The sequence below is a fragment of the Nibribacter ruber genome (assembly GCF_009913235.1).
GTDB classification, from domain to species: Bacteria; Bacteroidota; Bacteroidia; order Cytophagales; family Hymenobacteraceae; genus Nibribacter; species Nibribacter ruber.
In genome coordinates this window covers 1674679-1687446 of sequence record NZ_CP047897.1, presented here as the reverse complement: position 1 = coordinate 1687446, position 12768 = coordinate 1674679, and the positions used below count along the sequence as shown (strand labels likewise).

At 50.4% G+C, this 12768-nt stretch carries 13 protein-coding genes; 8 read left to right on the top strand and 5 right to left on the bottom strand.

The window, feature by feature from the left end:
- Positions 1-469: 469 nt before the first annotated feature.
- The 5 genes from GU926_RS07145 to tilS all read right to left on the bottom strand — a co-directional run bounded on the left by GU926_RS07145 (position 470) and on the right by tilS (position 5492).
- Positions 470-1375 (bottom strand): SPFH domain-containing protein, encoded by a 906-nt coding sequence (locus GU926_RS07145; protein ID WP_160690423.1) that lies wholly within the window; start codon positions 1373-1375, stop codon positions 470-472.
- Positions 1376-1439: 64 nt separating this feature from the next.
- Positions 1440-1910, bottom strand: a complete 471-nt coding sequence (locus GU926_RS07140) for an NfeD family protein (protein WP_160690421.1) — start codon at positions 1908-1910, stop codon at positions 1440-1442.
- Positions 1911-2232: 322 nt separating this feature from the next.
- A complete protein-coding gene (mdh, locus tag GU926_RS07135; protein ID WP_160690419.1) occupies positions 2233-3171 on the bottom strand; it encodes a malate dehydrogenase in 939 nt (312 codons plus the stop codon).
- A 311-nt stretch (positions 3172-3482) separates the two neighbouring features.
- A complete protein-coding gene (locus tag GU926_RS07130; protein ID WP_160690417.1) occupies positions 3483-4136 on the bottom strand; it encodes a DUF4279 domain-containing protein in 654 nt (217 codons plus the stop codon).
- 24 nt (positions 4137-4160) lie between these two features.
- Positions 4161-5492: a tRNA lysidine(34) synthetase TilS gene (gene tilS, locus GU926_RS07125; protein ID WP_160690415.1), complete on the bottom strand. Its 1332-nt coding sequence runs from the start codon at positions 5490-5492 to the stop codon at positions 4161-4163.
- Between the two features lie 174 nt (positions 5493-5666).
- Between tilS and GU926_RS07120 the strand changes: the two genes are divergently transcribed.
- The 8 genes from GU926_RS07120 to recN all read left to right on the top strand — a co-directional run bounded on the left by GU926_RS07120 (position 5667) and on the right by recN (position 12714).
- Positions 5667-7268: an OstA-like protein gene (locus GU926_RS07120; RefSeq protein ID WP_160690413.1), complete on the top strand. Its 1602-nt coding sequence runs from the start codon at positions 5667-5669 to the stop codon at positions 7266-7268.
- A 73-nt stretch (positions 7269-7341) separates the two neighbouring features.
- Positions 7342-8202 (top strand): outer membrane protein assembly factor BamD, encoded by an 861-nt coding sequence (locus GU926_RS07115; protein WP_160690410.1) that lies wholly within the window; start codon positions 7342-7344, stop codon positions 8200-8202.
- Between the two features lie 27 nt (positions 8203-8229).
- A complete protein-coding gene (locus GU926_RS07110) occupies positions 8230-8559 on the top strand; it encodes a DNA-directed RNA polymerase subunit omega (RefSeq protein WP_160690408.1) in 330 nt (109 codons plus the stop codon).
- Positions 8560-8572: 13 nt separating this feature from the next.
- Positions 8573-9133: a flavoprotein gene (locus GU926_RS18650; RefSeq protein ID WP_198001469.1), complete on the top strand. Its 561-nt coding sequence runs from the start codon at positions 8573-8575 to the stop codon at positions 9131-9133.
- The gene (gene coaBC, locus GU926_RS18645; RefSeq protein WP_317165643.1) at positions 9120-9779 is read left to right on the top strand and encodes a bifunctional phosphopantothenoylcysteine decarboxylase/phosphopantothenate--cysteine ligase CoaBC; all 660 of its coding nucleotides are present in this window, start codon (positions 9120-9122) and stop codon (positions 9777-9779) included. Before GU926_RS18650 ends, coaBC begins: the two co-directional genes overlap by 14 nt.
- Positions 9770-10678: a type IX secretion system protein PorD gene (gene porD, locus GU926_RS07100; RefSeq protein ID WP_160690406.1), complete on the top strand. Its 909-nt coding sequence runs from the start codon at positions 9770-9772 to the stop codon at positions 10676-10678. Before coaBC ends, porD begins: the two co-directional genes overlap by 10 nt.
- Before the next feature lie 44 nt (positions 10679-10722).
- A complete protein-coding gene (locus GU926_RS07095; RefSeq protein ID WP_160690404.1) occupies positions 10723-10950 on the top strand; it encodes a hypothetical protein in 228 nt (75 codons plus the stop codon).
- A gap of 99 nt (positions 10951-11049) precedes the next feature.
- Positions 11050-12714: a DNA repair protein RecN gene (gene recN / locus GU926_RS07090; RefSeq protein WP_160690402.1), complete on the top strand. Its 1665-nt coding sequence runs from the start codon at positions 11050-11052 to the stop codon at positions 12712-12714.
- The last annotated feature ends 54 nt before the right edge of the window (positions 12715-12768 follow it).

Genomic DNA, 12768 nt, shown 5'->3' with positions numbered 1-12768 from the left:
TATTCGAGGTCACTACAAACAGAAGCCCCGCTGATTATCATCTGCGGGGCTTCTTCATTTATAAACACTTCGTTTTTGGCCTGTTTTCCAGAAAATAGGCCAAAAACGAAATTATTGTTCTATAAAGTTGATTTTACTTCATTACAAGTACTACTCACCTTTTGTCATCCTGAAAGGATCTTGCGGGCAAGCTAAGTGGACCAATTCAATGAAACGTTTCCTTATTGTCTCTTCTTTGTAGAATTTGGTAAATGTAAGCCTTCTCAGAGCATCTGTCTTTATAGTTGGCTCACAAGATCCTATCATGATGATAAAAAGTAGAGGAACGGATTGGGTTGGAAAATTAAGACTGAAAGATCTACCTCGATAGTATGAATCAATTAAAAGGGCATTAGGCGAAATCCACCTAATGCCCTTTTGAATATAATCCGTTTTTGGGCTGTTTTCCAGTAAACAGCCCAAAAACGGATTATGCTTTGTTGGAGTTGCCAGAGGTTGCTTTCAGCATTTCGCCAATGGCGCCTATGCTGCCAAGAGATTCAACGGCCGTGGTAGGGATGAAGATTTTGTTGGCGGGACCCATGGCTATCTTTTCCAGCGCCTCGAAGGATTTGTAGGTGAGGACCTGGTCGTTCAGGCCGCCTTCAATCAAGAGCTGAATGCGTCTCTTCTCCGCTTCGGCCACGTCTGCAATGGCGCGGGCCTCCCCCAAGGCTTGTAGTTCTACAGAAGCCCGGTCTCCTTCCGCCCGAAGCACTTTACTCGTTTTATCTCCCTCTGCCCGAAGAATCATGTCTTGTTTAGCGGCCTCGGCTTCCAGGATGATGGCGCGGCGGTTCCGCTCGGCTTTCATCTGCTTGTCCATGGCTTCCTGAATGTCCAGCGGCGGCTTGATGTCAATCACCTCCACGCGCTCAATGCGAACACCCCATTTCTCGGTGGCCTCGTCCAGGGCTGTTCTAATTTCAGAGGAGATTCGCTCGCGGCCAGAAAGGGTTTCATCGAGCTCCAGGTTGCCAATGATCTGGCGCATGGTGGCGGTGGTGATGTTGCGCACGCCCAGTACGTAGTCAAAAATACCGTACGTGGCCTGCTCTGGGCCTACCACCTGGTAAAACACGATGGTGTCAATGAGCACCTGCACGTTGTCACGGGTAATCACGCTTTGAGGGGGTACGTTGGTTTGTTGTATGCGCAGGTCATGGTACACCCGCACGCGGTCCACAATAGGGATGAACAGGTTCAAGCCTGGGTGCATTATGCGCTGAAACTTACCCAGCCGCTCCACCACCGCCACGCGCTGCTGCTGGATGATTCTGATGGACATGGCCATTAAGATGATGACGGCGGCCAGAATGATAAGAGATGTGGTCATAGTTCTAAAAGGTATCTAGTAAAGGTGCAAATGAACGTGAAGGGCAAGGCGCAAGGCCGCCATCCTACCAGACAGATTCCTGCTGAGGGCGGTCTTGGGTATTTTCTACCAGCGGCTGTACCTGCAAGACCGTGCTGCTCTGGCTGATGACTATCACCAGCTGCCCGGGTTGCAGCGTTTCCTGTGCGCTGGCAGACCACATCTCATTGCCCACTTTCACAATGCCCAGCCGCGTGGGCGTGACAGGTTCCACTACTTCGCCCTGGCGGTTGGCCATGGAAAAAGCCGGATCATGGTAGCCTTTGGCTTGGCGCGCCCTGGCGGTAAGCGGCTTGGTGAAGACTATCAGAAGGACGCCTGTGATACTGGCCGCCAACGGAGGCAGCCAATATTCTTCGGGAAAGAAATACGCCAGCACGGCTGCCACCATGGCCGCAATTCCCAGCCAAAGCAGGTAAAAGCTGACCGTGAACATTTCACCTACTATGAGCAGAACGCCGGCCACAAACCACAACCACCAAAGAGAAATATCCATTGTCTTCAAGTTTATGTCAGTAATATACAAAAAGGTAGGTGCTTTTCAAAGAGGATGGTAGGGTTGCACGTATTGACAACGTAGGAGCGGAAGCCACACGGCCAATGCCTGAACCGACGCTTGGGTAACCGAAATGAATGTGGCGGTAAGGGAATTTATTTAAGGGCAGGCCTACTAGGGAGATAACCGGTTCGGGTAAATGCGATTCTCCTCTACGTGACCGTTTTTGGCCTCTTTTCTGGAAAAGAGGCCAAAAACGACCCAAATAAAAAAGCCCGGCTTTGCGGGCCGGGCTTTTCAATATTATAAAAGTAGCAGATGCTTAGGCGTTGGCTGGCATGTTGTCCAGAACGTCCATTACTTCACGAACGGCTTTCTCAGAGGCTTTCAACAAGGCCATCTCTTCTTCGTTCAACTGAAGTTCAATTACCTTCTCAACGCCGTTTTTACCAAGGATAACTGGTACACCTAAATACGTGCCCGTGATGCCGTATTCGCCTTCCAGTTTAATACAAACCGGGAATACACGCTTTTGGTCACGTACAATGGCTTCTACCATCTGGGCAGCCGCTGAACCTGGCGCATACCAGGCAGAAGTACCCATTAGTTTCACCAACTCGCCGCCACCGTTCTTGGTGCGGTCAACAATGGCGTCTAATTTAGCTGGGTCAATCAGTTCAGTTACCGGAATACCACCAACAGTAGTGTATCTTGGAAGTGGAACCATGGTGTCGCCGTGGCCACCCATCAATACTGCTTGGATGTCTTTTGGAGACACGTTCAGTTCTTCGGCTAAGAAAGCGCGGTAACGAGCGGTATCCAAGATGCCGGCCATACCCATCACTTTGGTGCGAGGTAATTTAGAAGTCAAGTGCGCCGCGTAGGTCATCACGTCCAGTGGGTTAGAAACCACAATGATGATAGCCTCTGGCGAGTGCTTGATGATGTTTTCGGTGACAGAACGTACAATGCCCGCGTTGGTGCTAATCAAGTCGTCACGGGTCATGCCGGGCTTGCGTGGCAAACCAGAAGTAATCACCACCACGTCTGAATTAGCTGTGCGGCTATAATCATTGGTAACGCCCACGGTGCGGGTGTCATACAGGTTGATAGGGGACTTCTGCCAGATATCCAGCGCCTTGCCTTCGGCAAAACCTTCTTTGATATCCACTAACACTACTTCATTGGCGATTTCGCGGTAAGCCAATACGTCTGCGCACGTAGCGCCCACGTTACCAGCTCCAACAACGGTTACTTTCATTCTATTTATGTTTGGTTAGACGGTTATACTATGATGTGGGTAAAATTAGACAAATGTCCGTTAGGTAGAAAAGGAATTGGTTGTTAATTGTTGATTGCTAATTGCTGGTTATCGTTTTTGGGCTGTTTTCTGGGAAATAGGCGGAAAAGGCTCCTTTGCTAGAACTGATTTACGCTTTTTCGGATTTGTAATCCGAAAGTACCGAAATGGGGATTTGTAATCCCCGTGCTACGGCTACTTGAGCAAGGCACCCGCAGGCGGATTACAAATCCGCTTTTCAATGGTTCGGGAAATAGGCAGAAAATGATAATTTATTCCTGAAAGGCATTTCCACTAGCATACAAGTCAAATTCTATAGAGAGATTTAACTTTTCCATTCTCTTAATGCTGGTGTTATCAATGCGCATACCGCCTAGCATGCCATTCCCGTTGTGAAAATCCATTGAAGCTACTAACCAGCCATTGGCTTTTTCAACGAGGTGACGGACACCTTCTTTGTCCTGCTCTAAAAAGTCAAGAAGCTTTCTGAGCTTATCTTCAAATTCGTCCGGCTCTGGGTTTGGCATGAACTCAATAGAACTGAAGTTATAGGGCACATTTGTTCCCTTTCTTAAGTCGCCTTTCCTCCAGCCTTGAGTAGCCTGCAACGTTGTGAAGCCTTTTAATTCCTCTAAGGTGTATTGTTCTGAGGTTGCCCTAAAACAGAGACGGTTAAATGATTCCGTTCCTACGCCGGTCACACATTTTTCCTCTAAATCTACATAAACAGCTAAATGAAAATATTCGCCATCAACTGGGACATACACAATAGCCGAGTTGGGCGTACCTTCTGTGTCTATCCTGTCTATTTTAATCTTACCATCACTAATGGCGGGTTGATGTGCTTCTAAATAAGACTCAGTCACACCCAATGTTGGGTTCTGGAGTTCTCGCGTAATTAGAAGGATAATTTCCTCTTCAGACATTCCTCTTTTTATTGTGACTCACAATCAACTCCGGGTAATCTTAACCTCAAGCACCTCTTCTGTATCTGCGGTGACCTTAAAGCGATTATCCAACTGTTGACCGATGACCCAAGTGAGCGAGGCATCTGAGACCAGCACCCACACGTCTTGCTTCAGGTTGGCGGGTACTTTCTTGTCAATGAGCAGGTCGCTTACTTTCTTCTTGCCGTTCATGCCCAGCGGGATAAACCAGTCGCCTTGTTTCCAGACGCGCAGTTTAAGTGGGAATTTGACCAAGGACGCGTCCAGGGCCGTGTGGTCTTTGCCTTTGGGGATGCGGTAATCCTCGGGTTTAGGCTTGCGGGTGAAATGGGCGGTGTACGGCCCGAAGCTGATTTTAGTGGTCTCCTCCGGGATGGTGATGCTTCCGTAACTAGACAGGTTTTTGGCGGTGATGACCAGGTCCTCGCGGTCTTTTACCAGTGTGTGCGAGGGTGAAGTGAAGGTCTTGCCAGCCTGCGCGTCAAAGGTAGTGACAATCTCCTGCGTCTGGGCATAAGAGAAGTGGAAGGGCTTCAGGAATTCATGCAGGAGCACAGCCGGGGCGGGGCTTTCCTGAAAGGGGGCAATACGCAGGTAGGTGGCGCCGTTCTCCTCTCGTTGCGTTTTTTGCTTGATTTCCAGAAAAGAGGCCAAAAACACTTTCTCGGCGCCTTGCAGGCGTTCTAGGGTTTGTGTAAAAGTCTCGTCTAGGTTGGGATTCAGTTGCTTGAGCACCGGAATCACCTCATGGCGCAGCAGGTTGCGGGAGTATTTGAGGCTTTCATTGCTGGAGTCTTCGCGCCAAGCCAGGCGCTTGGCCACCAGCCAGTCGTACAAATCATCTTTGGGGAAACCTAGTAAGGGCCGGATGATGTGGCCGTTTTTAGGCAGGATGCCGTGCAAGCCGGCTAAGCCAGTACCGCGCACTAGGTTCATCAACACAGTCTCCAAGGCATCTGACTGATGATGGGCGGTGGCGATGACGTCATAGCCCAGTTGTTGGCGCATCTGCTCAAACCAGGTGTAGCGCAGGGTGCGGGCGGCCATCTGGATGGAAATGCCTTCCTGTTCGGCGAAGGCCTCGGTCTGGAACTGCTCACTGTAGAAAGGCGCCTCATAGGATTTGGCCAGTTTGCGCACAAAGAGCTCATCGGCGTCAGACTCCTCACCCCGTAGCCCGAAGTTGCAGTGCAGAATAGCGATTTTGTATTTGGCGCGGTGCAGTAAATCTGCCAGCACCACAGAGTCCAGCCCGCCACTTACAGCTACTAGTATCTTGGTGTCTTCGGTGGCCAGCTGGTGGTCCTGGATGTATTGTATAACTTTTGGAAGCATTCGTAATAGAGAATAGGTGGTGAGGGCTAGCGCGTAAAAAGTGGTAGAAGCAGGCGAGATTCTCCGGTTTAAGCTTTCAAAAAGCTAAGCTGGTAAGGGTTCTGTACCTTTTTCTATCACAAAAACGATTTATACGCCCGTTCTTAGTAATTTTGCTTGAATTAGAATTCATTGATGACGTTCACAAAGGTAGTTTTTGCTTCGCTAATTTCCCTGATAACTGTGGTGGGTGCCTTCGCGCAGGGCGGACAGCCCGTGCAAGTGTCGGCTAATACGCTCCAGAAGGGCAAGTATAACGGGCAGGACGTGCGCCGCCTGCTGGGCAACGTCATCATGAAACAGGGCACTACCACCCTCACCGCTGACTCTGCTTACCAGTACGAGGACGACGCCAACCGCCTGGAGGTGTTCAGCAACGTGCGCATTGTGCAGGAGAACATGACGGCTACCAGCGCCACCGCCAGCTATGACGGTACCAAGCGTATTGCCAACATGCGCGGCGGCGTGGTCTTACAGGACCAGGAAATGACCCTCACCACGCCATCGCTGGACTATAACCTGGACGCCAAGCGTGCTTATTATACAGAGACCGGCAACATTGTAGGGGCAGATTACACCATCAAAAGTGCCATTGGTGCTTACCAAACCGAATCTAAGACGCTTTCTTTTAAACGCAACATTGTATTGGTGACCAAGGGCTCTGAGGTGCAGAGTGATACCATGAGCTACAACACCATGTCTAAGATTGTGGAGTTCTTCGGGCCAACCACGGTCAAATCTCCGGACGGGACTTTGTACGCCACCCGCGGTACCTATAATACTGTGACCCGGGAGTCAAACTTTAGGGGTGGGGCCAGCATCAAGACGCCTGAGTATCTAATCAAAGGCGAAATATTGACTTACGACAAACAGCGCGAGTACTTCACGGCCACCCAGAAAGTGTCCATGACCTCGTTCAAGAACAATACCGTCATTACCGGCGAAGTGGCCAAATACTGGCGGGCCCAAGGTAAATCAAAGGTGTACGGCAGTCCCGTGATGCGCAACATCATGAAGCAGGACACCATGTACCTGTCTGCGGACACGCTGTACTCTGTGGAGAGCGTGACGGACAAGACCAAGAAAGGCATTCTGTACGCCTACTATGGCGTGCGCATCTATAAATCAGACTTGCAGGGCCTGTGTGATTCTCTCACCTACAACCTCAACGATTCTACCATTTACATGAGCCGGAATCCTAAGATTTGGGCGAACAAGAGTCAGTTGACGGCAGACAGCGTAGAATTGCAGCTGGCCAATAATACGCTGCACCAGATGAGGCTCTTCGGGAATGCGTTTGCCATCTCACAAGACACGCTGGACAATTTCAATCAAGTGAAAGGGCGTAAGATGCTGGGTCACTTTCTGGACGGCAAGCTGCGCCGCATTGACGTGAACGGCAACGGCGAAAGTATTTACTTTGCCTTGCAGGGAGATACCTTGATGATGGGCATGAACCGGGCCGTGTGCAGTGACATGCGCCTGCTCTTCCAGAATGGACAGGTGGAATCCATCACCTTCATCACAGACCCAGAGGCCAAGCTCATTCCGCCGCATGAATTAGCGGAGCCTGACAAGCGCCTGACGGGTTTTGTCTGGCTGGAGAAAGAAAAGCCAACCCGGGCCAAGGTACTGGCCAAACGCGCACCGGCCAAGCCAAGACCGGTTGCCAAACCTAAAAAGAAGGCCCCGGCGCCCAAAAAGAAAAAGGCACCAGCCGGCCGCATAATAGGCTAATTGCCCAAATACTGAAAGCCCCCGGAAAGACGTTCTATTAGATATAAAAGATTTTAGTTATTTTTGCGCGCTTATGACCAAACGCCTTTTCCCTTTTTTGACCATTTTGCTGGCAGCGGTGCTGTTGAGCTCTTGTAGTAATTTTCAGAAATTGTTGAAGAGCGATGACGTGGACAAGCGTTACGCGGGCGCTCTCAAATATTATGAAGAGGGTGAATATGAGAAGGCGGGCGTCCTGCTGGGTGAGTTGCTGCCGCTTTTAAAAGGCCGCAGCGAGTATGAGAAAGCCAACTTTCTGTTTGCCTACACCAAATACTACCAGCACCTGTACCTGGAGAGCTCTTTCCATTTCATTCAGTTCTCCAATACTTTTCCCAGAAGCCAGTATGTAGAAGAGGCGGCGTTCATGAACGTGCGTTCTCTGGCCAATGAGTCGCCTAACGAAGACCTGGACCAGTCCAATACGAGCAAGGCCTTGGTGGCCATTCAGGACTTTTTGCGCCGCTACCCCAACAGCCAGTTCAAAGAAGAGGCCAACAAGCTGTATGCAGACTTGTCTACCAAGGTTGAGTTGAAAGCCTATGACAATGCCAAGCTGTATTACAAACTCACCAAGTACAACCCAGAGTATTATAAGGCAGCGGTGATTGCGTTGGCTAACTTCAGAAGAGACTATCCTTCTTCTAAGTACAGTGAGGAGGCCGCCGCCCTAAGAATAGATGCGCAGCACAGCTACGCCAAAGAAAGCATTGAAAGCAAACAAAAGGAACGTTACCAGGAGGTAGTGGCGTTCTATCAAAACTTTGTAGACACTTACCCTAACAGTAAGTTTTTACGTACGGCAGAAGGATTTTATGACGATGCGCGCAAAGAGTTGGAAAGACTCAATGCCGCAGAAGCTGCCACCGCCGCGGCTACCACCTCAAATCAATAATCAGTAACCACTTATATTTTTAGATATATGGCACAAGTTCCAGCATCCATTGTAACGCGTAATATTTCTGATCTGGCCAATGAAACCGGCAACGTGTATCAGTCTATCTCTATCATCTCTAAGCGCGCCAACCAGATTGCGGTAAAGGTAAAAGAGGAGTTGAACTCTAAATTAGCCGAGTTTGCCACTACTGTAGACAACCTGGAAGAGGTGTTTGAGAACCGTGAGCAGATTGAGATCTCCAAGTACTACGAGCGCATGCCTAAGCCAACCAACATGGCCATTGAAGAATTCATTGAAGGCAAAGTATACTTCCGCGTAGCGGAGGAGGAGGCAGAAACGTCTTCAGCGCTTTAAGAGGCGGCTCTAGATGCTTCGGCATAAGAAAATTCTACTGGGAGTATGCGGGAGCATAGCGGCATACAAAGCGGCTTCCCTTATACGCCTTCTTGTAAAAGCAGAAGCAGAAGTACAGGTCATCCTGACTACTTCTGCTTCTGCTTTTATAACCCCTGTCACGCTAGCCACGCTCTCTAAACGACCAGTGCTGTCTGAGTTTGTTCGGGCAGACAATTCTGGGCTGTGGCACAACCACGTGGAACTGGGCCTCTGGGCCGATGCCTTTGTGGTGGCGCCCGCCAGTGCCAACTCAGTGTCCAAGTTTGCAAGAGGACTGTGTGACAACCTGTTAACAGCCACCTACCTGTCTGCACGCTGCCCGGTGTTTGTGGCCCCGGCCATGGACCTGGACATGTACCAGCATCCGGCCACGCAGGAGAACTTCAGGCTGTTACGCTCTTACGGCAACCACCTAATTGAGGCTGGCTACGGCGAGTTGGCCAGCGGTTTGGTAGGGCAGGGGAGATTGGCTGAGCCAGAAGAAATCCTGGATGTTTTAACCCAACACTTTACGCCTCGTGCATTTGTTTAGCGGCAAGAAAGTAATGATTACCGCGGGTCCTACGTATGAGCCCATTGACCCGGTGCGCTTCATTGGCAACCATTCTACGGGTAAGATGGGATTTGCCCTGGCCCAATGCTTTGCCGAGGAAGGTGCCGAAGTGCAGTTGATTTCCGGCCCTACTTCTTTGACGTTAAACCATCCTTTAGTACAGGTAACCAACGTCATGACTGCAGACCAGATGTTTGCAGCCTGCCAGCAGCACGCGCAGGAGACAGATATCTGGGTGTTCTCGGCGGCGGTGGCAGATTATCGTCCTAAGGAAGTGGCGGGTACCAAAATCAAAAAAAATGAGGATACGTTTACCATTGAGCTGGTAAAGAACGTTGATATAGCGGCTACCCTGGGCAAGCAGAAACGCCCGGACCAGTTCACCGTGGGTTTTGCCTTAGAAACCAACAACGAGATGGAGAACGCCCGTGCCAAGCTGCTTAAGAAGAACCTGAACATGGTGGTACTCAATTCCTTGAACGACCCGGGCGCCGGCTTTAAGCATGACACCAACAAGATCACCATTGTCAAGCCAGAGGCCGTAGAAACCTATGAGCTTAAAAGCAAGGAGCAGGTAGCCCAAGACATCATTGCATCAATAAAAGCGGAAATGGCATGCGTATAACTACATTTTGGATAGGAGTTCTTTGTCTGTTGTTCCCCTTAGCTGGTAGGGCGCAGGAACTGCGATGCGAGGTGGTGGTGAACAGTGACCAGATACAAGCCACCGACCGGCAGGTGTTCCAGGAAATGCAGAATGCCATTTCTGAGGTCATGAATAATACCCGCTGGACCAATGACACCTACCAGAATGAGGAGCGCATACGTTGCAAGCTGTTCATTACCCTGCGCGCCATGCCGCGTATTGGGGCGTTTGAAGCCAATGCCCAGATTATCTCCAGCAGGCCCACCTACGGCACCGGCTATGAAACCACCGTACTCTCCTTTGTAGACACCAAGTTCATCTTTGAATACAACCAGGCCCAACCCCTGCAATATTCCCCCAATACTTATACCTCTCCTTTAACGGCGTTGCTGTCCTTTTATGCCTACACCATCATAGGGATGGACAATGACACGTTTGGGCGTTTGGGCGGGGCCGGCGCTTTGACAGAGGCCAACAGCATCCTGAACCAGGTCAACTCGGCGGGGGCAGGCGTGGGCGGCTGGAGTTCATCAGATGACACCCGCAACCGGTATTGGCTCCTGAACAATTTGCAGGACCCGCAGTTTGAACCCTTCCGGTCTGCCTTATACATTTACCACCGTCAGGGCCTGGACTTGATGGCCCAGGATCCGGAGAAAGCCAGACAAAACATTCTGGAAGCCTTGCGGGGCATTCAGCGCGTGGTGCAGTTACGGCCCGGGGCGGCAGCCATCCGGTCATTCTTTGAGGCAAAATCCACGGAAATGGCAAATGCCTTCAATACAGCCACGCCAGCCCAAAAACAGCAGGCCTACGAGCTGCTCACCCAGATTGACCCCACCAATCGGCCTAAATATGAAGGGCTGTTGAAGCGATAATTCCGTTTTTGGGCTATTTTTGAGAAAACACCCCAAAAACGGACATGGGCAAACGGCAGCGCAGGTTCTTCCAACCTCAGATTGAACAAGAAGTACATCAGCTCCTGGGGCATACCATTCAACTGGTGCACCGGCAGGGATACATGGTAACAGGCACTTTGCAGGCTGTGCAGGACGGGGTGCTTTTTGTGAAAGATGGGCGCCGACACGTTCACCCTTTGCCTTTGTTAGACGTAGAGGAAATAGTGCTGGACCTAGCGTCTGATTACTAGAAATTCCCTTTTAGTTTAGCAAAATGCTAGCTAAATTAGCAGTCTGGAAAGCGCACAACTCCATTCATCATTTACTCTTGACCACGGTACATCTTCCTTATGCTGGTAGATCTTAAGATAAAGAATTACGCCCTTATTGAAAAGCTGGAACTGCAACCCTCGCCGCTGCTAAACATCATCACAGGGGAGACCGGGGCCGGTAAATCCATCATGTTAGGAGCCATTGGCTTGTTGCTGGGAAATAGGGCAGACTCCAAGCTGCTGTTCAACCAGGATGAAAAGTGTGTGATTGAAGGCTCCTTCAACATCTCTGAATACAAGCTGGAACCGTTTTTTGAAGAAGAAGACCTGGATTTTGAACCGGTAAGCATCCTGCGCCGTGAGATTAGCCCGTCTGGCAAGTCCCGCGCGTTTGTGAATGACACGCCCGTGACTCTGGAAACCATTCGTAAGATTGGGGAGCAACTCATGGATATCCATTCCCAGCATGACACGCTCCTGCTAGGAGATCCAGCCTACCAGTTGAACATCCTGGACTTGTACGCCCAGAACGAAGACCTGCGTCTGGAGTATGGTTCTGCCTATAGAAACTACCGCAAACTAGAGCGCGAGTTCAAAGACCTGGAAGCCCAACTGGCGCAGTCAGAGAAAGAACTGGACTACAACACCTACCTGCTCAATGAACTGGCAGAAGCGAACCTGGTAGCCGATGAGCAGGAAAGCCATGAGGTAGAACTCAAGCAACTGGAGCATGCCGAGGAGATTAAACTCAAGCTGACCCAGGCCCTGCAATACCTCTCTGAGTCTGAATTCAACGCCTCTATTGCCTTAAAAGATGCCAGCCATCTGTTAGGGCAAGTAACCGAGTACGGCGAAAACTTCCAGACCTTGAAAGAGCGTTTGGACAGTTGCTTGATTGAATTGGTAGATATCTCTGGGGAGTTAGAGGATGCCGAGCGCAAAACCGAGGCAGATCCACAGCGCGCCGAGCAATTGCAGGAGCGTCTGGATTTAATTTACACCCTGCAGCGTAAGCACCAGGTCAAAACCATTGAAGAACTCCTGGCCATTCAGGCTGAGCTGGAAACCAAAGTAGGAAGCGTCCATAACCTGGATGCCGCCATCTCCAAAACCAGAAAAGCTTTAGAAGAAGCCTTAGCCGAAGTAGAAGCGCGCGCCCAAGCCTTATCACAAAGCAGAACCAGCGTGTTTGAAACTTTCCAGAACGAACTGCACACGCTGTTGTTTGAACTAGGCATGCCGAATGCTAGGGTAGTAGTGGAGCATAAGACTTCGGCGCCAAGCCCGACCGGGATTGACGTAGTGAATATCTTGTTCAGCGCGAACAAAGGCGCCGCCCCGCAAACCTTGAGCAAAGCCGCCTCTGGGGGTGAGTTCTCTCGCCTAATGCTCTGCGTGAAGTACCTGCTGGCTGATAAAACCGCCTTGCCTACCATTATCTTTGATGAGATTGACACGGGTATCTCTGGGGAGATTGCTGTGAAAGTGGGACGCATGATGCAGCAGATGTCGCATAAGCACCAGTTGATCTGTATCTCGCACTTGCCACAGATGGCCGCGCAGGGAGACACGCATTACTTTGTCTACAAAGAAGACCGCGCCGACCGTACCATCAGCCGCATCAGGCAGTTGAGCCACGAGGAGCGCGTGAAGGAGATTGCCCAGATGATTTCGGGGGCCAATCCGTCAGAAAATGCTTTCCAAAGTGCAAAAGAACTGTTGGCCATCAGCGCCACTAGTTAATCTTAGCCGCAGATAAGCCAGAAAAAAGGGAACCGGTGCGGAACCTGCCGGTTT